This window comes from Cellvibrio sp. GW822-FHT04B05 (assembly GCF_058800985.1).
Genome location: NZ_JBXAMU010000001.1, coordinates 128,615 through 151,948 on the forward strand (window position 1 = coordinate 128,615; position 23,334 = coordinate 151,948).

General features: G+C 48.5%; 15 protein-coding genes. 6 read left to right on the forward strand and 9 right to left on the reverse strand.

All coding sequences use genetic code 11. From position 1 onward, the window contains the following. Nucleotides 1-4: 4 nt before the first annotated feature. The 6 genes from hflX to AC1RJL_RS00635 all read left to right on the forward strand — a co-directional run bounded on the left by hflX (nt 5) and on the right by AC1RJL_RS00635 (nt 9,864). Complete coding sequence (gene hflX / locus AC1RJL_RS00610) at nt 5-1,339, forward strand: ribosome rescue GTPase HflX (protein ID WP_492910799.1); 1,335 nt, start codon at nt 5-7, stop codon at nt 1,337-1,339. Between the two features lie 50 nt (nt 1,340-1,389). Continuing rightward, a complete protein-coding gene (hflK, locus tag AC1RJL_RS00615; RefSeq protein WP_492910800.1) occupies nt 1,390-2,520 on the forward strand; it encodes an FtsH protease activity modulator HflK in 1,131 nt (376 codons plus the stop codon). Beyond that, nucleotides 2,520-3,395 (forward strand): protease modulator HflC, encoded by an 876-nt coding sequence (gene hflC / locus AC1RJL_RS00620; RefSeq protein ID WP_492910801.1) that lies wholly within the window; start codon nt 2,520-2,522, stop codon nt 3,393-3,395. The genes hflK and hflC overlap by 1 nt, the downstream gene beginning before the upstream one ends. A 172-nt stretch (nt 3,396-3,567) precedes the next feature. Next, a complete protein-coding gene (locus tag AC1RJL_RS00625) occupies nt 3,568-4,740 on the forward strand; it encodes an ATP phosphoribosyltransferase regulatory subunit (RefSeq protein ID WP_492910802.1) in 1,173 nt (390 codons plus the stop codon). A gap of 44 nt (nt 4,741-4,784) precedes the next feature. Continuing rightward, nucleotides 4,785-6,083 (forward strand): adenylosuccinate synthase, encoded by a 1,299-nt coding sequence (locus AC1RJL_RS00630; protein ID WP_492910803.1) that lies wholly within the window; start codon nt 4,785-4,787, stop codon nt 6,081-6,083. A gap of 337 nt (nt 6,084-6,420) precedes the next feature. Next, nucleotides 6,421-9,864, forward strand: a complete 3,444-nt coding sequence (locus AC1RJL_RS00635; RefSeq protein WP_492910804.1) for a TonB-dependent receptor — start codon at nt 6,421-6,423, stop codon at nt 9,862-9,864. 107 nt (nt 9,865-9,971) lie between these two features. Here the strand turns inward: AC1RJL_RS00635 and AC1RJL_RS00640 are convergent, their stop codons facing one another. The 9 genes from AC1RJL_RS00640 to AC1RJL_RS00680 all read right to left on the reverse strand — a co-directional run bounded on the left by AC1RJL_RS00640 (nt 9,972) and on the right by AC1RJL_RS00680 (nt 22,974). Further along, nucleotides 9,972-10,592, reverse strand: coding sequence for a PEP-CTERM sorting domain-containing protein (locus AC1RJL_RS00640; protein WP_492910805.1), 621 nt, complete (start codon nt 10,590-10,592; stop codon nt 9,972-9,974). A gap of 351 nt (nt 10,593-10,943) precedes the next feature. Further along, nucleotides 10,944-11,594: a putative glycoside hydrolase gene (locus AC1RJL_RS00645; protein ID WP_492910806.1), complete on the reverse strand. Its 651-nt coding sequence runs from the start codon at nt 11,592-11,594 to the stop codon at nt 10,944-10,946. Between the two features lie 172 nt (nt 11,595-11,766). Continuing rightward, on the reverse strand, nt 11,767-12,891 hold the full coding sequence (locus AC1RJL_RS00650) for a glycoside hydrolase family 43 protein (RefSeq protein WP_492910807.1): 1,125 nt from the start codon (nt 12,889-12,891) through the stop codon (nt 11,767-11,769). 49 nt (nt 12,892-12,940) lie between these two features. Continuing rightward, entirely contained in the window at nt 12,941-14,149 is a 1,209-nt protein-coding gene (manD, locus tag AC1RJL_RS00655; RefSeq protein WP_492910808.1) for a D-mannonate dehydratase ManD, read from the reverse strand. A gap of 38 nt (nt 14,150-14,187) precedes the next feature. After that, the gene (locus tag AC1RJL_RS00660; protein ID WP_492910809.1) at nt 14,188-17,082 is read right to left on the reverse strand and encodes a glycosyl hydrolase 115 family protein; all 2,895 of its coding nucleotides are present in this window, start codon (nt 17,080-17,082) and stop codon (nt 14,188-14,190) included. A gap of 155 nt (nt 17,083-17,237) precedes the next feature. Next, the gene (locus tag AC1RJL_RS00665; protein WP_492910810.1) at nt 17,238-19,064 is read right to left on the reverse strand and encodes an endo-1,4-beta-xylanase; all 1,827 of its coding nucleotides are present in this window, start codon (nt 19,062-19,064) and stop codon (nt 17,238-17,240) included. A gap of 137 nt (nt 19,065-19,201) precedes the next feature. After that, the gene (locus tag AC1RJL_RS00670) at nt 19,202-20,278 is read right to left on the reverse strand and encodes an acyltransferase family protein (RefSeq protein ID WP_492910811.1); all 1,077 of its coding nucleotides are present in this window, start codon (nt 20,276-20,278) and stop codon (nt 19,202-19,204) included. A 331-nt stretch (nt 20,279-20,609) separates the two neighbouring features. Next, nucleotides 20,610-22,127: a sugar porter family MFS transporter gene (locus AC1RJL_RS00675; protein ID WP_492910812.1), complete on the reverse strand. Its 1,518-nt coding sequence runs from the start codon at nt 22,125-22,127 to the stop codon at nt 20,610-20,612. A 115-nt stretch (nt 22,128-22,242) separates the two neighbouring features. After that, nucleotides 22,243-22,974, reverse strand: coding sequence for an NUDIX hydrolase (locus tag AC1RJL_RS00680; RefSeq protein WP_492910813.1), 732 nt, complete (start codon nt 22,972-22,974; stop codon nt 22,243-22,245). Between the last annotated feature and the right edge of the window lie 360 nt (nt 22,975-23,334).

A 23,334-nucleotide genomic window follows, 5' to 3' on the forward strand; every position in this document is an offset into this window, starting at 1 on the left:
CTAATTGTTTTTTGATCGCCCTGAATCGGGTGAACTGGCTGTGCTGGTTCACCTGAATTTATCTCACGGCCAAGATGCCGAAGATCCCCGCGAATTTGAAGAGCTGGTGTTGTCAGCAGGTGGTGATCCTGTTGCTTTCTTGACCGGTTCACGCATTGTTCCCACCGCAAAATTCCTTATCAGTACCGGTAAGCTACAAGAGTTGGCTGATCTGGTTGCTGAGCACAGCGCTGAATTAGTGATTTTTAATCATACCCTGACACCGAGTCAGGAGCGCAATCTTGAAAAAGTCCTCCAGTGCCGCGTTCTTGATCGCACCGGGTTGATCCTGGATATTTTTGCCCAGCGCGCGCGTACTTTTGAAGGTAAGTTGCAGGTTGAGCTAGCACAATTACGTCACACCGCAACGCGTTTGATTCGAGGCTGGACCCACCTTGAGCGGCAAAAAGGCGGGATCGGCTTGCGCGGCCCCGGTGAAACCCAATTGGAAACTGACCGCCGGTTGTTGCGCAATCGTATTACGATGATTGAGCAGCGGTTGGAAAAAGTGCGCTCGCAGCGCGAGCAAGGTCGCCGTTCCCGCCAGCGTGCCGCGATCCCCACTGTGTCCTTGGTGGGCTACACCAATGCGGGCAAGTCCACATTATTTAATCGCCTCACCGGTGCCGATGTTTATGCGGTAGATAAATTGTTTGCTACCCTCGACCCCACCATGCGTCGGATCGAGCTATCCGACATAGGTGCGGTCGTTATGGCTGACACGGTGGGATTCATCAGTCATCTTCCCCACAAGCTGGTTGAAGCTTTTCGCGCAACATTAGAAGAGGCCAGTAACTCAACTTTACTCTTGCATGTGATAGATTCCTCAGCTGAAGAGCGTATGCGCAACACCGAGCAGGTGGAGTTGGTGTTGGAGGAGATAGGTGCGGCCGATTTACCGCAATTGCGCGTCTATAACAAAGTGGATCTGCTCACCGATGCCGAGCCGCAAATTGATCGCGATGAGGCCGGTAAACCTATCGCCGTCTGGCTATCCGCCCAAACCGGGGTCGGTTGCGAGTTGCTCACACAGGCTATTTCCGAGTTATTGGGTAAGGAAGTCATCAACGGTTGTTTGGTATTAACTCCCACCCAGGGACGTTTGCGCGCTATGCTCTATGCCCAGCAGGCGGTGGCAGAGGAAAAATACCGTGAGGATGGCGCTAGCCTCTTGCAGTTACGTATACCTAAAAATGACCTATTGCGAATACTGAGTGCCGAGGTGATGGCCTTTGATGATTTGAACTGGGATGATCAGGCGGTGGTATTGCCGCCTGATGATTTATCCGGGGAGTTGTAAATTCGTTAAGCAACCCCAATACAGCTTTACTTTCTACGTGGAGAAAAACTATGGCCTGGAATGAACCGGGAAAAGATAAAGACCCTTGGGGTGGACGCGACGGCGGCAAAAATAAAGACGGCCCGCCGGACCTTGATGAAGCATTTAAAAAGCTGCAAGACAAATTGAATGGCATTTTTGGCGGTGGCTCAGGAGGTGGTAGATCTTCTGGCAGTGCTAATCTGGGGCCCATCTTTGCAATCGTTGCCGTTATCGCACTGGTTTTTTACATTGGCGCCGGCTTTTATCAGGTCGATGCCAAAGAGCGCGCGGTTGTCCTGAAGTTTGGTGCGTTTTCCGAGATCAAAACCGATGGTTTGAACTGGAATGCACCGCTCATTACCGATGTATACATCGTTAACGTCACCGGTGAACGCCAATACCCATCCCGTGGTTTGATGCTGACGGAAGATGAAAGCATTGTTGAGTTGCCTATCAGTGTGCAATTTAATGTTTCTGATGTGCGCGCTTATGTGCTCAATGTGAAAGACCCGGAAATCAGCCTGCGCCATGCTACTGATTCTGCGGTGCGTCACGTGATTGGCTCAACTGAATTGAATCAGGTTTTGTCTGAAGGCCGTCAGGCTATTGCAGCGGAAGTGAAGCAGCGCTTGCAAACCTACCTGGATTCATACGGCGCGGGTATCCAGGTTATCAACGTGAACATCCAGGAGGCTCGTCCACCGGAGGAAGTTCGCTCCGCGTTTGATGATGTGATCAAAGCAAAAGAAGACGAAGCACGTCTGAAAAACCAGGCGCAAGCTTATGCCAACGGCATCATTCCTGAAGCCCGTGGTCGCTCACAGCGTATGATCGAGGAGGCTGAAGCTTATAAGGCTGAAGTTATTGCCCGCGCAGAAGGTGAAACGGATCGTTTTGAAAACTTATTGGCCGAATATAAACGTGCCCCGGAAGTGACTCGTCAACGCCTCTACATCGAAACAATGGAAAGTGTGATGAAAAATTCTTCCAAGGTAATGGTGGATGTCGCGGGCGGTAATAATATGTTGTACCTGCCGTTGGATCGTATGGGGTCGCGCTCGCCGATAACTGAGCCGCAATCACAAGCAGACAATTTTAACAGCAGGGCTACCCAGACGATTGAGTCACCCAAGCCCCTTGTCCGTCGGGAGATGCGCTAATGTCCAGTAAAGGTTTTGTTGCGTTAATCGTATTGATTGTCGGTTTTGTACTGGCTTTTAATACTATTTATGTCGTTACCGAATACCAGCGCGCGGTTGTGCTTCAGTTCGGTCGATTGGTTAAATCGGACGTCCCACCGGGTTTGCACTTCAAATGGCCATTCGCTGAAAAGGTGCGCAAGTTTGACGGTCGTTTATTAACCGCTGATATGACTCCGGAAAGTTTCTTCACTGTAGAAAACAAGCGTTTGGTGGTCGATTCCTACATCAAGTGGCAAGTAAAGGATGTGGAGACCTACTACAAAGCGACTAACGGTGATGAAGCAATCGCAGAAAACCGTTTGGCCCAACGTGTGGCTGACGGATTGCGTAACCAGTTTGGTCGTCGTACCTTGCACGATGTGGTGTCCGGCAAGCGCGATGAATTGATGAGTGAAATTACCGCCAGTATTAACCGGGATTCGGTAAAGCTGCTTGGTATTGAAGTTAAAGATATCCGCGTAAAACGTATCGACTTCCCGCCGGAAGCCAGCCAATCAGTTTTCGCCCGTATGGCGGCTGACCGTGAAAAAGAGGCGCGTGAATATCGTTCACAAGGTAAGGAACAGGCTGAAGTTATCGCCGCTGACGCTGATAAGCAGCGTGCTGTGCTGGAGGCGAATGCCTATCGCGATGCGGAACGTATCCGCGGTGATGGTGACGCTAAAGCGGCTGCTATCTTTGCTGAGGCTTTTAGTAAAGATCCGGAGTTCTACGGCTTTGTCCGCAGCTTGAACGCTTACCGTCTCAGCTTTAGTGGTAAAGAAGACCTGATGGTGGTTGATCCCAAAAGCGACTTCTTCCGTTACCTGAAAGACCCCAAAGGTAGAAACTAGAAAATCGCCCGCTTAGCGGGCGATTTTTTTTGTAAGGCTTATCTTGCTAATTGGCCTACAAATCAAACGGCAAACAGTGTTAAAATGCCGCAACCGAGCCCGCCGCTCGGTTTTTTTATGCGTGCTTGCCGGATTTTCCGCATTTAAACCTGCATTTAACCTAGAGTCGCTTATGACCTACGCTGATCGTTGGCTGTTACCGGATGGAGTGGAGGAAATTCTTCCCGCCGAGGCCAAAGCCATTGATAGTTTGCGTCGCCGCCTGCTGGATCTTTACAGCACCTGGGGCTACGACATGGTGATCCCGCCGCTGCTGGAATATACCGATTCCTTATTGATTGGCTTGGGGCGCGATGTCGACCTGCTGACGTTCAAGGTAACTGATCAATTAAGTGGACGCACCCTGGGCATCCGGGCGGATATCACCCCGCAAACTGCACGTATGGATGCCCACAGTTTTAATCGCGCAGGCGCTAATCGCCTGTGCTATGCCGGTCATGTCGTGCATACCCGGCCCAAGAATCCCCTCGCAACCCGTACGCCTATTCAGGCGGGGCTTGAGTGTTACGGTGAGGCAGGAATCGCGGCTGATATAGAAGTTGTATCGCTTTTACTTGAGTCACTGCAAGTGGCAGGTCTGCCGCGGTTGCATATCGATTTGGGGCATGTCGGTATTTATCGCGCCATTGCTGCCGATGCCGGTTTGACCAAATCGCAGGAAGAAACGTTTTTTGAGCTTTTGCAGCGTAAAGCTACTACTGAAATTCGCACCTGGGTTTCCGCTAACATAGCCGATCCAAACAAAGCCGAATTGTTTTCAGCATTACCAACCTTGGCGGGCAACAAGGCTGTTCTGCAGCGCGCCCGTAACGTGTTTAGCGGTGTTGTAGCTGCCCAGGCGGCGGTTGACCAATTAACTGAGGTTGCGCAGGTAATTGAGCAGCGTTATCCGACCGCTGAGCTTTATTTTGATTTGGGTGAGTTGCGCGGTTATCACTATCTTACCGGTTTGGTATTTGCCGCCTTTGCGCCCGGTTATGGTAATCCGATTGCCAGCGGCGGCCGTTACGACCATATCGGTGAAGTATTTGGGCGCGCGCGTCCTGCTACCGGTTTTGCGGTCGACATCACCGCGATCAGTAAGCTGGGCTTGCTTGGTAAAATCAGTGTGCCCGCTATCGCTGTAGTTGAAACCGGTGATGCGCAGCAATGGCTGACGATCCAGACTTTACGGCAACAAGGCCAGCGTATTATTGCGGTCAGCAGTGACGCCAATGTCGCGGAACTGGGTTGTGATCGCCAGTTATTGTTACAAGATGGTCGCTACCAGGTCGTAGCACTTTAATCAGTCAGTTTTCTTTTTATCCAGCACAGAGAGTTAAACCAGTCATGGGCAAGAATGTCGTGGTATTGGGCACCCAATGGGGTGACGAAGGTAAAGGCAAGATCGTGGATTTGTTGACCGATCAGGTCTCCTTGGTAACGCGTTTTCAAGGTGGCCACAATGCTGGTCACACCTTGGTGATTGACGGTAAAAAGACCGTGCTTCACTTGATCCCTTCCGGCATCTTGCGTGAGGGCGTTACTTGCCTGATCGGCAATGGTGTAGTGCTGTCGCCCGAGGCTTTGCTGAAAGAAATTAAAGGTTTGGAAGAAACGGGTGTAGAGGTGCGTAAAAATCTGCGTTTATCACCTGCCTGTCCATTGATTCTTCCTTACCATGTGGCTCTGGATCAGGCGCGCGAACTGGCGCGTGGCGATGCCAAAATCGGCACTACCGGCCGCGGCATTGGCCCGGCTTATGAAGATAAAGTTGCCCGTCGCGGTTTGCGTTTGGGCGATCTGGTTAATCTGGATAGCTTTGCTGTTAAGCTCAAAGAAATCCTTGGTTATCATAATTTTGTGCTGACTAATTATTTCAAAGTTGAAGCGGTTGATTTCGATAAAGTGCTTGCTGACTGCAAACTTTGGGCTGAACAGTTGCTCCCGATGATGGTTGATGTGACCGAGTTGTTACATACTGCGCGCGAGCAGGGTGAAAGTATCCTGTTTGAGGGGGCACAAGGCTCATTACTGGATATTGACCATGGTACTTATCCTTTTGTGACCTCATCCAATACCACTGCTGGTGGTACAGCGACCGGGTCCGGTTTCGGCCCGCTTTATCTGGATTACGTACTGGGTATCACCAAGGCTTACACCACCCGTGTTGGTTCTGGCCCTTTCCCAACCGAGTTGGGATGTGAAATTGGCGAATACTTGGGCAAGAAAGGTCATGAATTCGGTGCGACCACCGGTCGTAAACGCCGTTGTGGTTGGTTCGATGCGGTAGCGGTACGTCATGCCAACCGTATCAACAGTGTGACGGGCATTTGCTTGACCAAACTGGATGTGCTCGACGGTTTGGAAACCGTAAAGATCTGTATTGGCTATCAGGATGCGAAAGGTAATCCGATTGTTGGTATGCCATATGACGCTGATGGTTGGGCTGGCATTAAGCCAATTTATGAAGAGATGCCGGGTTGGAGTGAGTCTACTGTTGGCGCACAAACTCTGGATGAGCTCCCCGCCAATGCGCGCGCTTACATCAGCCGTTTAGAAGCGTTGATCAAGGCTCCAATTGACATCATTTCAACCGGGCCAGACCGCATAGAAACTATAGTGTTACGCCATCCTTTCACGATGTAAGATCACACTTTTATGTCGCCAAAAAACCCGCTTTTTACAGCGGGTTTTTTTATTTACGAAATATCAAATCACGGGCAATTGATGAATTGATTTTTAAATGATAGCGCTGTCAATTTTGGCTGGTACGGATCATCTATTGAATAAAAAACACTTATAGTCAGATTGACACATTAATCGACATAGGGGTAGGATAAGGTATCTTGCGATTTTTTGTTTACAAGTATGCAAGATGACTTGACTACATAATATTCAACAGAGCTCAAGAAGTCCTCACGCCTGAGAGGGCTGCAGGCACTATAAAAATCACCTGATCATAATGTTAACAAAGGGGTTGGCTATGGTTTTTCATAAAAATCAAAAAGCAGTTCATCAACAAAATATAAAATTCAAACGATCAATGTTAGCTATGTGCATCATGGCATTGGGTGCTCCCGCTTTTGCGCAGGATGCTCCAGCGCAGAAAGCTGATGGAGTTGTGGAAGAGGTTATTGTTACTGGTATGCGTCAAAGCCTGCAGAATGCGCAGGATGTAAAGCGTAATGCATCGACCTTTGTAGACTCTGTTTCGGCATCCGATATCGGTGCGCTGCCTGATCGTTCTGTGCTTGAGGCTATGCAACGTATTCCCGGCATCTCCATTGAGCGCTTTGCAGCAGTGGATGATCCGGATCATATGTCGGCGGAGGGGTCGGGCGCAGTAATCCGCGGTATGACTGCAACCCGTTCGGAATTTAATGGCCGTGATTCTTTCACTGCCAACTCTGGCCGCGGTTTGTCATTCCAGGATGTTTCTCCTGAAATGATGGCCGGTGTTGATGTTTATAAAAACCAGCAGGCGGACATGGTTGAGGGGGGGATCGGCGGTACCGTGAGCTTACGTACCCGTAAGCCATTTGATCAAAGTGGCATGATGACCGCGTTCAGCGCAGAAGCAACGTATGGTGATTTGTCAGAAGAAACCAAGCCAACGATTTCCGGTTTGTTTAGTAATCGCTGGGAAACCAATGCCGGTGAATTCGGGTTTTTGATTAACGCTGTTAAATCAGAAATGATCACCGAAAACCATAATATCCAGTCCGATGCCTACAAGCGTTACATTCCTTGTTGGTTGCCGGGTGCAGAAGCGTTTGATAAACGCGCAAGCGGTGTTGCCTGCCCTGGAATGGCCACTACAGATTATGCTACTTACGGTGAAGTGTGGTTGCCATCTGCAACCAACTTCCTCGTAAAAGAAGACCAGCGTACCCGTGAGGGTATAAATGCTTCTTTCCAATGGAAAGATCTTGATGACAAATTCCTGGTAACCACCGAATACATCCGCTCTAACTCGAAGCTGGATTGGTGGGAAGATGCCATGAAATACCAGGGTGGCTATAAAGATGGCGATCGTCGAATTCGCCCTGTTACCGGAACTGAGTTTTTGTTTGATGATAAAGGTCGCTTCCTGGCCGGACAAATGTCTGATGGTAGCGGTGATTGGCGTGCAAGTGGCCAGGCAGGTCATCAAAATGCGGATGAAAGCTGGCAAGAGCCGGCTAATATTCGCTATCCAAACTCCTGGAGCGGTATTCCAACGCCCAGACCACAATTTGGTCAAAAATTCCAGGTTGATACTCGCGGGGTAGCGGGCGAAACCCTGGTTGAGGATTTCAGCGCAAATGTGAAGTGGACTCCGGATGACCTCTGGACGGTGGAGTTGGATGCCCAACATGTTCAGGCTGAAACCTCTAACGATGACCTGGTACTGCATCTGGCGGTTGCTGGTTTGCAAGAAGTTGACCTTCGTGGCAGTACACCCTCCATGAAATTAACCGAGCCGTGGGGCGGCGCTCGCGATGCTAATCGTGATGCATGGTTAGCCGCTTATGCAAACGTACCGGGCTTTAGTAATGATCCCGCCGGTGACACCAATTATTTCACCGATCCCACCAGCTATTGGTGGCGTTCAGGCATGAGCCACTATGAGCGCTCAGAAGGTGATGCCGATGCCGTGCGTTTGGATATTACCCGTGAATTTGAAGATGCCGGTGCACTTAAGGGCGTAAAAACAGGTATTCGTTGGGCTGAGCGCGAGCAAACTGTGCGCTCGACCAGTTGGGGTTGGGGCTCGGTTGCGCCAGAGTATTCAGCGGGCGCACTGTATATTGACCACACACCAGGCCAGGCAGATTGGGTACAAGTTAACGATTGGAGTAACTTCCATCGTGGCGGCGTGATTGATATTGAAGGCGGCAACAAAATGCTGGGTATCAAGCGCGACGTAGTGGCCAATATCCGTGATAACCGTTTGTGTCCAGGCGATGCGGGCTTCCCTGAGCGCTCAGCTGCAGGCAGTTACAATCCTTATCACTGCCTTGCAGGCAACGACGCAAAATACGGTTTGTTCCAGCCCAGTGATATCGCTATTACCAGTGAAACCAATAAAGCAGCTTATGTGCGCGTTGATTTTGGTTTCGACGATTTAACCTATCCAATCGCGGGTAACATTGGTGTTCGTTATGTTGAGCTGGATCGTGCTTCTCGCGGCTACGTTAAAACTGCCGAAGTGGATAAAAACTACGTTCCTGCTACTGATGCCCCGCCAGCGGGATTGAGTACTCCATTGACTGGTGCATCTGTAAAAGCCTACATGGAAAGCAAGATTGCAGATGGTACTTATAGTGATGTAAGAGCCTTTATGGAAGATACAAACAACTCCTGGGTAAGCAAAGGCTATAACTGGTTGAATGCAGCAGATCGTCGTTATGGTGATACTGCCGCAGGCTTCAGCGACGCTGAGTCCAGTTACGATACCTTTTTACCAAGCTTGAACGTAAAAATGGAGCTATCGAATGATTTGTTAGCGCGTTTTGCCTATGCAAAAGCGGTTGCTTATCCAGACATGGGCGACGTACGTAACAATGTCACCATGAGCACCGACCAATACGAAGTCACTTACGATTCATATACCGTAACTGGCAGTGACGGTGCACCGACTACTGTACGTGTTCCTAATAAAATGTGGGTTGACGAGTGGCGCGGTTCAGGTGGTAACACACGTTTGATGCCGATGGAATCAGACCAGTATGACGTTTCTCTGGAGTGGTACTTTGCACCGACCGGCTCTTTGACCGGAACCATATTCTACAAAGATCTTTCCAATTTCTTTGTTCAAGGCGCAGTCTCTGAAACCATTCCAAACCCGATTTATCCGGATGAGGTTCGTCAGGTAGAACTTACCACTACCCGCAATGGTGGTGAGGGCAAAATGTATGGGTACGAGTTGGCTTATCAACAATTCTTTGATTTCCTCCCATCTCCATGGGATGGTTTGGGCGTTCAGGGTACCTTTACCAAAATCAGCTCTTCCGGTGTTCCCCATAATGAAGAGGATTATGAAAATTCCAGCTGGGCTGATGGTGGTGAGAATGATACGGGTGCACGTGTAAACCTGAACAATGTACCGCTACAAGGGCAATCGGAAGAAACTGTCAACTTTACGCTGATGTATGAAAAATATGATTGGCAAGTTCGTGCGGCCTATAACTGGCGTTCAAAATATTTGTTAACCACTCGTGACGTAATTTCAAAATATCCATTGTGGTCTGATGATATTGGTATGTTGGATGCGTCGATCATGTACAACATCAACGATAATATTACCGTCGGGCTTCAGGGGACCAACTTGACTAACGAGCAAACCAAAACATTGGCAATTCTCAATGATAAAGGTATGACTGGCGGTCGTAGCTGGTTCGTGATGGATCGTCGTTATACATTGTCACTGCGCGCCAAGTTTTAACGAAGGCTTCTATTTGCAAACCTGAGTTATTATTTGTGGGTTATCTTTAACAAGAGAGCATAAAAAAACCCGGCTATTGCCGGGTTTTTTATGCAATATCGATAACGTTAGTTGAGTTTCCGACGGCGCACACCAACAAGGCCCGCAATGCCCAATAACATCAAAATAAATGCAGACGACTCAGGGACTGCTACTGCTTTTATTCCAATCAAAAGGTCATCGTGGTTATCATCATCATTAACTCCGCCCGCATCATCAAAAAATAATATTGCGTCGTAAGCAATGCCTTTGTAAGTAGTATCGAGCGCAATTGCGAAAGACACTAGACCATCACCGGTTACGTTGCTGCCGTTTAGCACGAAGTTAAGTAGCGAGCTTAATCGATCAGTAGTGAAACCAAAGTTAATAAGATCACCTTCTGCATAACTTCCGGTGTAACTGAAGGAAGATTTTTGGGTCTTATTATTGATAGTGCCACTTTCCGACGTAAACGTATTTAATGCACTTGCTTCTTCTGCAAGGAAGTTGAAGGTCAGGGTCAAATCTCCCGCCTGGTTCGCTTGCAGATTTCCGCCGAAGTTGTATTGGGTGGTTCCTACAAACCCGCGGAAATCGTTGTTGGAGGGAATGGTAACACTGGAGCCACCGTCAATTTTTAATAACCCTGCGTTGGCAGTAATTGAACTGATGGCGAGTATGGCTGCGGCTGTGAATTTAATCAGTTTCATGAACGTCATCCTTTTGTGTGAACCTAAATAGAGTGATTTTTTAACGCACAATTCGGTTACAAATAAAGCATTAGTCGTGCCAGCCGCGAAAGATAATGGAATAATTGCGCTTGTGATGGCCGTCACAAGTTTTTAATGGGGGTTTTGTAAATTATGTCGACACTTTTGGCGTTAAAATGATTTTTACGAAAATGTGATTGAAATATTTATGGCGGCGCATTGCACTTTTTGCAAAAAGTTTGCTGCAATTTCAGGCGGGGAAATTTAAAAATTGATTATTTTAGTGCACCGGATCTGAGGAATCCCAAACCCGGTATGAAGGACTACCTGCTTGCAAACCGTAAATGAAGATTATTGTGGTTGCTCGATGCACCCTTTTTCACCTTCGCCTAATTTTTCCAAGCGGATATTAGTAATACTCACGGTAAATTTTCCGTCAGTGCTGATTGAAAGCGGTGCGACGATTTTTGTTAAGTCAAAGTTGTCACTTTTAAAGCAATTTAATGGCAGCGGCAGCGAGAACCATTCACCCTTGGGCATCTGCTTGATCATTGCATTAATAGAAATATCGGCTAGGCAGGGGTAGCCGCAGCCCAGTGCAACCCTCACATCTTTATCCGGTTTTACGTCGACGCGCATGTCGATAGTCAATGAGGCTGCATCTTTAAATTTGGAGAGGTCGATGGGGGCACCGTAGAGACTGAAACTTCCTACTACTTTTTTGCGTGCTGCCCAAGTAATTTGAATTGCATCGCCAGTTGCTTTGAAGTTGATCGGTGAGACAGACACTTTACCTCCAGCCGATTTTCCTTCGCGTCCTTGAATATCGGTGGACCAGTTGCTCGGATCGCCTAGCGAAATACTACGGCTTATCAGTTCGCCATTCACCATATAAAAATAATTGGGATTTGGTGCTTGCGCGTGGCTGACAAGCGGAGATAGCAGCGTGATACAAGCTACAGAAAACAGCAATTTGGATAATCTGTTAAGGCGATTGTGCATGGGAAAAATCTCTCTTGGTTATTTGTTATTTAAGTGTGCCGGCTCCTATCTCGCACTGACGGATGGCGCCTAAATAATATTCACTCAAGCTCGGTAAAAGTCAATTTGCCTGTGTAAATAAAAAGCCCCGGTGAGCTGTGCTGACCGGGGCTTTTTTGGGGGAACATATTAATTAGTCCAGATAAGCATCAATAGTATTGATAGTGCCATCGTCATTATGCGTCAGCTCGGTCACCTTCACACTGCGCAAATGCGTATCGCCACCGGAGAGCGATGAGTCGTGGTAGAACAAATACCATTTCCCCTGATGCTCAACGATTGAGTGATGACTGGTCCAGCCTAATACCGGTGTTAACACCATGCCCTTAAAGGTGAACGGGCCATAGGGCGAATCACCGATAGCGTAGGCGATGTAATGGGTGTCGCCCGTGGAGTAAGAGAAATAATATTTGCCGTTGTATTTGTGTACCCAGGCGGCTTCAAAAAAGCGGCGGTTATTATCGGTCCCTAGCAAAGGTACTCCACCGCCATCAACAATTTTTACATCTTGCGGGGCTTCAGCAAATTGCAACATGTCATCGCTGAGGCGCGCGATTTTCGGGCTGAGTGCCGGTTCGTTACTCGCGGGATAGTTATCTTCCGTAGTGTAAGTGCCGCTTGCCCAACGCTGTAATTGCCCGCCCCAGATGCCGCCGAAATACATGTAGTGGCTGCCGTCGTCATCTTTAAAAACAGCGGGGTCGATGCTGAAACTGCCTTTGATTGGTTCCGCTTCCGCTTTGAATGGGCCTGTTGGCGAATCGCTGGTGGCTACACCAATACGAAAAATATTGGTTTTATCTTTTGCCGGGAAATACAAAAAGTATTTGCCATTTTTTTCAGCGGCATCCGGTGCCCAAAGTTGACGGCTGGCCCAGGGAACATCTTTGACATTCAAAGCTTCGCCATGATCGACGACTTCACTACCTACAGTGTCCATCGATAAAACATGGAAATCCTTCATGTCAAAACGATCACCTTCACCAGTGGTGGTAACACCGGTTTCAATATCGTGTGATGGATAAATATAAAGTTTGCCGTTAAACACGTGCGCAGAGGGATCAGCGGTATACATATGCGTGACCAGTGGTTGGCCAATAAACAGCGCTGGATCTGCCGGTGTTTTTGCTGGTGTTGTGGTTGCCGCTGCTGCCGAGGTCGCGGTGTTGGTTTCCGAAGAGGATTTATCCTGACAGCCAGTTATCAGGATGCCGCCAGCGATAAGGCTGGCGAACAAAAGTGTGCGCTGGTTTTTCATCGTTATTATCTCGTATTGGATTGTGTATTTTTATAATGCCAGCGCAATATTACCAATGCCAGAGCGTGCCGTCTTCCAAACGGTTCACAGGTAGGCTCGCGCGTTTGTAGGGATATTTTGCCGCGCGTTTTTCATCGATATCCACACCGTGGCCGGGTGTTTCACCGGGGATGAAAAAGCCGCGATCAAATCGATAGGCATGGGGAAATACTTCATCCATTTGAGCGCTGTGCGCCATGTGTTCCTGGATCCCGAAGTTCGGCACCCAGTAATCAAAATGCAAGGCAGCGCCCATGCAAACGGGGGATAAATCCGTTGCGCCGTGAAAGCCGGTGCGCACATTAAACAGGCTGGCAAAATCCGCAATGCGACGCACGTGGCTGATACCGCCGGCGTGCACAATGGTAGTACGAATATAATCGATCAACTGGTTTTGGATTAATTCGCGGCAGTCATGAATGGAGTTAAACACTTCGCCTACTGCAAGTGGTGTGGTGGTGTGCTGGCGAATTAATGTAAACGATTCCTGATTTTCTGCCGGTACGGCATCTTCCATCCAGAACAGATGAAACGGCTCCAGTTCTTTACCGAGCCGTGCAGCTTCAATCGGTGTCAGGCGATGATGCACATCATGCAGTAAATGAATGTCGCGGCCAAATTCTTTACGCACCGCGGCGAACACTTCAGGAATAAAGTTGAGATATTTTTCAGTCGACCACACTTCGGTGGAGGGCAAATCGGAATCCGCAGGTTCGTAACTTTTTTCACCTTTGGCAACGCCGTAGGTTTTTTCGATGCCGGGAATACCGCACTGTACGCGAATGGCCTGATAGCCTTTTTCTTTCGCTTTGCGCACGGCATCTAACGTGGAATCCAGATCTTTGCCATTAGCGTGGGTATAGGTGAGGATACGCTCGCGACTCTTGCCACCGAGTAATTGATAGAGCGGCATATTCGCCATTTTGGCTTTGATATCCCAGAGCGCGACATCAATTGCGGCCAATGCAGTCATCCCTACCGGTCCACGACGCCAGTAAGCGCCGCGATAAAAAAATTGCCAGATGTCTTCAATCTGTTGCGGGTCGCGGCCAATAAGTGCCGGGACTAAATAATCCTCCAGATAAGAGACAACTGCTTTTTCACGGCCGTTGAGTGTTGCATCGCCGATGCCATAAATTCCCTGGTCAGTTGTAATCTTCAAGGTTACAAAGTTTCTGCCGGGGCAGGTGACAATCACTTTCGCATCAACAATTTTCATTCAACGACTTCTCTACAGCTGGGGTTGTTAAAGGCTTGTTAGTATTTTTGGCTCTCCTTTGGCCCCAGATAGCTGGGCAAAAGTCCGCCGGTATCAATTAGAATTTTTTGCAGGACTACACCCGGATCAAGGCTGTAAATTCGCAATTTATGCGCACCGGGTTTATCAATCCGGTGTGTAGTCGTACTCCTGCGCAGATCGCTGCGCACCGTTTCTTCCCATGTGGCGTTGCTCATATCAGCAGTCAAATCCACAACCTGCGGCGGCTGGTTATCAAACGCAACGGCGTAACGTAAACCTCGCCCCGGCATCAGCGGCCAACTGGGTGCGAATAATCCTTCGACGTTGAATTCGCCACTGGTCTGGCTGAATAGATCGTATTCAAGATAAGGTGCATCCTGCACTTTGCTAAAGCTTCGGTCGGTAATCGGGTAGACTGACATGGACGATAAACTGCGTCCGTGTTCAGGGATTTTTTCCCAGCGCAATCCACTGCTATCGCCTTTGCGTTGGTAGTGTTCAGCCTCAATCGCAATATAGCCATCGGCCTCTGCAAAACCTTTCCCTTTTAATGAAGACCTGTTTATCCCGGTATTAACCGCTTTGACCGCAATGGTCGCTCCGCCCCAACCCGTACCGTTTATCTGCACTGTGCCAGTGGCCTCGCCTTTGGGGGCTTTGCTCCAGTCGATCGATACCTGAATCTGTGCATCAGATAAAACTTGTACACTAGTATGACTAATTGTAATCCAAGGTGCACTCACTTGGGCAGTAGCTGTGAACGATTCTTTACCTTTATTAAATACTTCAATCGTTCTTTGCTGTTTTCCCAGTGGGTTAAATGTCGCTAACCGATAATTGCCAGGGGTCGGCCAAGCGGGTGCCATGCCTTCAAGCGAAATGCCCATTTCGGCTGAATTATGCGGCTCGTACAGGTGGATAATGGGTAGGGTATCTTCCGGTGGATTATTCCAGTTGCTGTAACCAATATGGGGCTGCGACATAAAGTGGTTCCACTTGCCTCCATTCAACTGGTGATATTCCTGTTCGAGTGCAGCGTCGGCCATAAAGAGTGCTCGGACCTTATCGGCGTAGATATTGGTCGTGGCACGGCTTTGTTGGGCGTACAAATGGTTCTTGGCTTGTGCGTCATAAAGCTCGGTCACAATCGCGCTGGCTTTGGCGGGGAATAACACTAATTGATAAAATGCATCGCGTTGTTCCGCGGGAATTTGGGTGTAAAGTTTTTCGGCGTGAGTCGCATAAGATTTTATTTCTGCCGTTACGCGATCAGCTTCAGCGTAATGTAGTTGGCTATAAATCGTTGCATCTTGTAATTCCGGTTTGCGCCGCAAATTGTGGCGTGTATATCCCGTCATAATTTCCGCAATGTCCGCTGCGTATTGTTTACCAAATTCGCGTTCCGCCCAGAGGGTGGCAAATTCAGGAATCCGCTCTTTCGGCCAGGCTTCGGGGTTCCAGGCCATATTGAGAAAAAACTCAATCGGATACTCCATGGGTTTTAAATCACCCACATTTACAATCCAGATTTGGTTTGCTTCATAGGTATAAGCGAGATGCATTTGCTCCCAAATTTTGGCGATGGAAACTGTGTTGATCCAACGATAGGAGCGCGGTCCACCGACATAATCAAAATGATAATAAACACCGGCCCCGCCTATACGTTTGCGTTCCTCCGGTGTGGGTAATCGGCGGATATTGCCCCAGTTATCATCGCACCACAGCAAAATCACATCGTCGGGGACACGCATGCCACGCTCGTAAAATCCCTGTACCTCTTTATACAGTGCCCAGACTTGTGAAACCTCAGTTACTTTTTCTGCGCCAAAAACCTCGCCGAGAATAGTGCGTTGATCACTGACAATTTTTTCCAATAAATCAATATTCTCACCTTCACTCATGGGCTCATCTTGTTGGCCGCGCATCCCCAAGGTGTAGATGCTCTCGTACGGTTTATTGCGCTTTGCTCCATCGACCCAAAACTTGTATAAATTTGCAGAATTTTTGGAATATTCCCACGGGCCTTTACCGTAGCGATTCCATTCCTTGTCGGCGCGCATCATGGGTTCATGGTGCGAGGTACTCATCACAATCCCGAATTCATCGGCGAGGATCATATTGTTTGGGTCATCGTCGGAAAAGGCATTATTCCACATTGCCGGCCAGAGAAAATTGGCTCTAAGGCGCAACAATAGCTCGAATACTTTTTCATAAAATTGTGCGTTGTAATTGCCATATTTCTCCGTCACCCAATTGGTGAGTGCCGGTGCCTCGTCATTGAGAAAAATCCCGCGGTATTTCACTTTTGGTATTTCTACTACCTGGATTTTTTTATCGATATACAACTGTGCTTTCTTTTTTACCGGCACGTCGGCCCACCAGTACCAAGGCGATACACCTATCTGCTCGCTTAAGCTATAAATGCCGTACATAGTGCCGCGTTTATTTGCACCTACGATAACCAGTGCGCGTTTTACCTGTGGAAATGGGTTATCAATTACTTGCACTTGATAAGCATCCCATTGGCTGCGGATTTTACTGACATCTATCTTGCGATTAGTAACCAGCTGGTCTATTAATTTGCTTTTTCCCAAGGTGCCTATTACTACAATCTCATCGGTTTTCTCACTAATAAGATTGCTGAGTGAGGATTTTTTATTGGTGACTTTTTCTATATCGCTTTGCAAATTTTTGGCGGCACGGACCACGCCGGGAAATTCATCGCTATCGATAACTAATACGGCACTTTTGTTTTCATCTGCCAATATCAGATTGTTTCTGCCTGACTTTGCCAGCCAGGACTGCTCGCCTAGCGACCAGCAAGGAATGCTGATAAAGAATGTTGCTAATATCAGCAAAAGCAGCGGACGATGGGATGTCATCGATTTTTTTCGTTGATATATAGTCAACATAAGTATTCCTTGCGTGATTTATTTCTCTGCTCGTGCAGGGGTAACCGAGCAGGATTTCCGATCACCGTTGTTAAAATAAAAATGGGTAACTACTTGCGCAGCTACCCAACGGGAGGGACGTTTAACTATCGATAATGTGTAACATCGACACCTTATCAATTACTGCAGGCAGTGCCTTGCAATGCATCCGCAAAACCGCGCAAGGCCGGTTTATCGTGGTAATTATTATCAAACAATAATGGCCAGGAAATTTTTTCGCCATTGTATTGGGTGGCGCCTTTCATTAAATCATTCAACCAGGTATTGGCATCGGTTGTGCCCCACACGGAAATGCCACCGCGTAAATTAGCTGGCACTGTATCAAGGTAAGCTTTCACAATTTCGCAGTAGCGTTTTTTCTGGGCCAGTGCGGCGACCTCGGTAAAGGTGCTGACTTTGTTAGCTGGCCAGCTGCCGCTGTATGGATTATTCACTGCCACATCCAATTCAGTAATTTTTACCTTGAGGCCTTTATCGACGACTTTTTTCATGGCTGCACTGATATCGGCGATGCTTGGGTAATCCATAAAGACGTGCATTTGGAAACCAATGCCATCGATAGGAATATTGCGCGCCTGGAAATCGGTAATCATTTCTACGAGCTTGGTCATCTTCGCGCCGTTCTGATCAGTGTTGTAATCGTTGTAATACAGCTCCAGATTTGCATCGGCAGCGCGCGCTGCCTGGAATGCTTTTTCGATATAGATCGGACTATTGCCACTTTTGATATAAAACGCGGAATCGGTGCGGAAGTTGGAAGGGCTGTTATCGTTCAAGGCTTCATTGACGACATCCCAGCTGGTGACATTTCCTTTGGCTTTAAAGTGATCCACAACAGTGGTTACATGATTTTCCACCACAGTTAAAAAATCTGCCGCCGAGCCAGTCCAATTTTTCATAAAGGTTGGCACTTGATAATCAGAGTGCCATACCAGCGCATGACCGTGGACGTTAATATTTTTACTCTTCGCGTAGTCCACAAATGCATCTGCATTGGTGAAGGTAAAGTTACCCTGGGTTGCTTGAAGGTAACTCATTTTCATAATGTTGCCGGCTGTCATTTGGTCGAAGTGTTTTTCGACTACGGATTTTTCCGACGCATTAGTCAAAATGTTGTAAGTCGGAGAATCAGTGTTGGATACGGCGGCGCCGATAGGGAAACTCGCTAGTTCATGCAAAGCATTTACATTCGCGGAGTAAACACTGGTTGCGCTTGAAGCAGTGCTGGACGTGGAAGAGCTACCCTGATTTGGCAGGGTAACAGTGGTGCTCTTGATGGTCACTGTGCCCGCAGGCGCTCCTTTGGCTTGCACACCAATTTGCACATCGCTGTCTGTTTGGTTGAACTTGTTATCCTCTTCATCAATGGTGCAGCTAATGGTGGCATCGACAGCTGCTGCCAGCTCACTATTGCTACTCCAACAGTCCCACTCGCCAGCCCAACTACCACCTTTGATTTGCGCAAATATCTGCAGGTTAGCACCGCTGGTTTTAAATTCGTTGCTGACATTGACAACCATTTTGATAACGGCGTTCTCCAGCAATACCGGTTTGGCCAAATCAGTAACTGCTCCAATATTGTCGCCGTTAGGAGCAAAGGTTACGCCTTCGGTGTTGTAGTTAACACCGCTATTGCCAGTGCCATTACCTCTCCATCCGGTAGTCATATTCAGGAGTATGGCGGTAGCGGCAGAGCTTGAAGTGCTCGATGGGGTCGAGCTGGCTGGTAATGAACTCTCACTGGATGGGCTGGCGGAGGTTGTAATTGAAGACGTTACGGCCGAGCTGGCTGGCGAAACACTGGTTGCGATGGAGGATGCCGGCAGGCTTGAACTCAGGGCAACGCTTGAAGATTTTGAACCTCCGCTACTGCCACTACCACCGCACGCGGTGAGACCGACGGCGAAAAGGGAGATAAGTAATACACGTGAATAATATTGCATGGCGATAGGCCCTTCTTTATGGTGTTATTGTTGTTGTCAATTACACCATAAGTCGGAAGGGCTTGTATACCAGTTGCATTAGATAAAATTGTAAGCGCCTTCCTGGCACTTAAAACCTGATATGGAATAAAAAAGGATTAACTGGTCTGCGGTATAGCACGAGTGCTGCCACCGCGCAGTAATAATACCTCCAGGCGCTTGCGGGTTACGCGTTGCATGGGCATCTCGATATAGTGCGAAATAACCATGGGTATTATGAGGCCTGCGAAACCCAGCACTATCCACAGTGGTTCATAAACTCTGTGCTCGAGTCCCAGTAGTTTGCAACCGTAATAAAACACCAGGGTATGGATGAGATAAATCGAGAAACTGGCCTGGCCAATTTTGCGCATCAGCGGCGAGGCGAATAAAAGCGCGGTCCAGCTCGAGGTGATGGATAGCAGGTAGATAGCGATAGCAAATGCAATGGCCATTTCAACTGAGTCGTAAAGCGCAGGTGTTGAGTCGAATAATTTCAACGGGCTGAAAATAACAATCAGGGAGCCGATTTGCAGCAAGCTAAGGACAAGTTGATTATTGCTGCCCTCCCAGCTTTTGCGCGGCAACATGCCTGCCAGGGTACCCGCCAGGAAATAATGTAATTTATTTGGCAGGCTCAGGTTGGGCCAATAAGCATGGGTAAGCACCAGCGCAGCGCAGAGGAAGATCGCGAGCGGAACGGCAAAGGGATATTTGTTCTTGCTGGCCATGCACCACCAAATCAGCAGGAAAAATGCGTAATACTGCACTTCTAACGGGATCGACCAGAATATGCTGACGTTGCCGCCGAACAGGTAGTGACGAGTGACACTGGTGATGCCTTCAAGGCGCAAAGGGAAATCGCTCGACTCAAATTGTGTTAGTACGAAGCAGAGTGTGATAACGGCCCAATAGATTGGTGCGATCCGCGCGAAGCGCGCTATGCCATATTTCACGACCGAAGTCGAATCGCATTCACTTTGGGCGTAAAGATAGCCCATCAAAAAGCCACTTAGCACGAAGAAAACCCCTACGCCGACGGGGCCGATCAATACAATATTGGTTGGCCAAGGCATATGCGAAACAATTACAAATAAACAAGCTAGTGCGCGAATGCCATCCAGGTTAGGCATTTTGTCTCGATTCTGGTGAGGATTTTCAATTCGGGGCAGGGTGCTTGAACGAGCGTTTTCCATGACTTACTCCAGTCTTTCAATACTAGGCCTTCAGGGTCTGCTGAGGGAACATCGTGCGACTTACAGCAATTTTTAGTCCATTTTGCCTGTATATCAGGTTTGTGCAGCAGTTATGTTGCATCTTGTGAAATAACCCCGCTATTTGGCGTGAATTATTGTTTGCTGGCTGATTAAGGGTTGTAAGGAAGGACTGGAAAAGGGCAATTTTGCATTCTCCTGATTAGTTTCAGGGCGAAAGGTTGATGGTTTGGTGAAAGTTGTTGAATTCTCCGCACAAAAAAAAGGCGAACTTTTAAGGTTCGCCTTTTTGGGTGGATCGGGAAAGTAATGGTTATCCCTGCATTTGCTCCAGTTCCAAACCTTTGGTCTCGCGCACCCACCAGATTACGAAGAATACCGAGAAGAGTGAGAAGAGCGCATAAATGCTGTAAGCGCCGGTCAGGCCGAGTGAAGATGCCAGCAGGATCGGGAAACTCCAGGTGATCAGGTAGTTAGCTGTCCATTGGGCGAAACCGGCAACTGCAAGGCCGGTACCGCGAATCTGATTGGGAAACATCTCGCCCAGCATGATCCACACAATCGGCCCCCAGGAAAGGTTAAAGAAAACCACGTACAGGTTGGCAGCAACCAAGGCAGTTATGCCCATTGAGCTGCTTAAGATCAGGTTACCTTTATCATCCAGTGGCGCGCCCATAAAGGCAAAAACCACCAGTGCCAAGGTGATTGTCATGCCCACAGAGCCGACTAACAACAATGGCTTGCGGCCCACTTTATCGACCAGAAAGAAGGTGATAAAACAGGCCCCGATTGAGGCGACACCGGAGCCGATATTGATTGCCAGAGCGTCACTTTCCGAGAAACCTGCCGCTTGCCAAAGCACCGCGCCGTAATAAAACACCACATTAATGCCGACAAATTGCTGCAATACCGCAAGCCCGACAGCTACCCAAACGATGGGTCGGATACGGTTTTTAGTTTTATCGAACAGGTCCGCAAAGCGTGGTTTGTGATCGTGCGCGAGCGAGTTATAAATATCAGAAACAGTGCGCTCAGCGGTTTTGGCACCGTAGAGTTTGGTCAATACGCCAAGGGCTTTATCTTTTCTGCCGCTGGCAACCAAAAAGCGCGGGCTTTCCGGGATAACCAGAAGTGCGACCAGGAAGATCGCAGCAGGAATTACACCCACCCAGAACATCCAGCGCCAGGCGGCAAATTCCATCCACAGCGGCATAGTGGAGCCTTTAATACCTTCGTTATGCAGATATTCTTTACAGGCTTCTTGCGCGATATTGGCGCCTGCACAGACACTGTAGTCGGCGGTTGATGCGAGGTAATAGTTGCTCAGGAATGCGGCGGTTAAACCGGAGATAATAGCAATTTGCTGGATCGAACTAAGTTTGCCGCGATATTCAGCGGGTACCAGTTCGCTGATGTAGGCCGGGCAAATAATGCTCGCCGCACCAATCGCCAGGCCGCCAATCAAGCGGTAAATGATAAATTCCGGGGCTGTATTGGCAATGCCCGCTCCCCATGCCGACACGATGAACAGTACGGCGGCGATGATAAGCACTCCGCGACGGCCGAACTTATCGGCCAACGCGCCTGCAGCAAAAGCACCCACGGCACAACCTGCCAAAATAGACGCAACTGCAGTCCCGATAACACTTGGGTCGGCTTTAAATGATTGGGTTAAACCATCAATGGTGCCATTGATTACGCCGCTATCGAAACCGAATAAAAAACCGCCGAGGGTAGCGATAATACTGATGATGACGATGGACGTCATATTGCGCTCACCGGCAACGGTAGAGACGCCTGCCGATCCTATATCTATTGGTGCATGGCTCATTTTTATACCTGCTTATTGAAATTATATGTGCTGTTTATTGGTGTTGGGTCTATTAAAAAGTGGTCGATCTTAGTCTATTGTGGTTTTTGTGACTATATGTCACCGTCAGGTTTGGTTATATCTCAAAAGCGAAGCCGGATTCGCTCAAATGCTTATAGGCTTCCGCATCAAAACGATAAAGGCTGGCAGCGCGATGCGGAACGCCCTGTTGCTTCTCGTTGCATGGCGTTAACAAATTCATCTTCATGATCTTGCGGCGGAAATTGGGTTTATCGAGCTTGGTATTGAGGATTGCTTCATAGAGCGCCTGCAATTGCAGCAGGGTGAACTTTTCGGGCAGCAGGTTAAATCCGATCGGCTGATGGCACACCTGATGACGCAATACTTTTAAGCCGTGCTCGATAATCTCGGCGTGGTCATACACCAGTTCGGGCATTTTGTTCACGCTTTGCCAGCTCACATCAGCGGCGCTTTGGCCGGCTACCAGCGAAAAATTGTCGGCACTCACCAATGCGTAATAGGCGATGGTGACAACACGCTCATTCGGAAAGCGATCTACACGGCCAAACGTTTTAAGTTGCTCCAGGTACAAGTCGCGTACGCCGGTTAATTCTTCCAGCAGGCGATAAGCCGCATCGCGCAGGTTTTCGTCGTAACGAATCCAACCACCGGGCAGTGCCCACTTACCTTCGTGCAGCGGATCAGTTTGTTTGACCAGCAGGATTTTCAGGTCGTCATTATCCAAACCAAAAATCAGGTTATCGATAGAGAGTGCCTTGATGACATTGTCAGCGATGCTGGGAGCGTTAGGGGAGTGTTGGCTGCCGGGAATATGGTTATTGGGCACGTGCAATGTCCTCAGAGCTTGCGCTGGGGTAATGTTGCTGTTGGTTGGTTGAGCTCTGACCGATAGGCTCGTTTGCCCGGCATTGTATAAGCCTGTGGAACAATGGTCGAGAGGTCGATGCTCAAGTGCAAATCGCCACCCTGAGCGGCAATCGGCCAGAGCACTATAGCGCTTACGTAATGATTTGCCTGGCTCTGATGCCGGTTTTGGATATTGGTGCGACTTTAGTAATAAAAATTTACCCTTCTTGATCTTGTTGTCAGATAGACAATAAGCTATTCTGTTGTCATATTTACTGCAGTGCATGATTTTTAATCATAAGAGTGCACTGGTTTCTACATATTCTTGTCCCAACGCTAG

Bases quoted from the DNA above. Each gene is read 5' to 3' on its own strand.
- hflK (WP_492910800.1), top strand. From the start codon at position 1,390: ATGGCCTGGAATGAACCGGGAAAAGATAAAGACCCTTGGGGTGGACGC.
- hflC (WP_492910801.1), top strand. From the start codon at position 2,520: ATGTCCAGTAAAGGTTTTGTTGCGTTAATCGTATTGATTGTCGGTTTT.
- AC1RJL_RS00625 (WP_492910802.1), top strand. From the start codon at position 3,568: ATGACCTACGCTGATCGTTGGCTGTTACCGGATGGAGTGGAGGAAATT.
- AC1RJL_RS00630 (WP_492910803.1), top strand. From the start codon at position 4,785: ATGGGCAAGAATGTCGTGGTATTGGGCACCCAATGGGGTGACGAAGGT.
- AC1RJL_RS00635 (WP_492910804.1), top strand. From the start codon at position 6,421: ATGGTTTTTCATAAAAATCAAAAAGCAGTTCATCAACAAAATATAAAA.
- AC1RJL_RS00640 (WP_492910805.1), bottom strand. From the start codon at position 10,592: ATGAAACTGATTAAATTCACAGCCGCAGCCATACTCGCCATCAGTTCA.
- AC1RJL_RS00645 (WP_492910806.1), bottom strand. From the start codon at position 11,594: ATGCACAATCGCCTTAACAGATTATCCAAATTGCTGTTTTCTGTAGCT.
- AC1RJL_RS00650 (WP_492910807.1), bottom strand. From the start codon at position 12,891: ATGAAAAACCAGCGCACACTTTTGTTCGCCAGCCTTATCGCTGGCGGC.
- manD (WP_492910808.1), bottom strand. From the start codon at position 14,149: ATGAAAATTGTTGATGCGAAAGTGATTGTCACCTGCCCCGGCAGAAAC.
- AC1RJL_RS00660 (WP_492910809.1), bottom strand. From the start codon at position 17,082: ATGTTGACTATATATCAACGAAAAAAATCGATGACATCCCATCGTCCG.
- AC1RJL_RS00665 (WP_492910810.1), bottom strand. From the start codon at position 19,064: ATGCAATATTATTCACGTGTATTACTTATCTCCCTTTTCGCCGTCGGT.
- AC1RJL_RS00670 (WP_492910811.1), bottom strand. From the start codon at position 20,278: ATGGAAAACGCTCGTTCAAGCACCCTGCCCCGAATTGAAAATCCTCAC.
- AC1RJL_RS00675 (WP_492910812.1), bottom strand. From the start codon at position 22,127: ATGAGCCATGCACCAATAGATATAGGATCGGCAGGCGTCTCTACCGTT.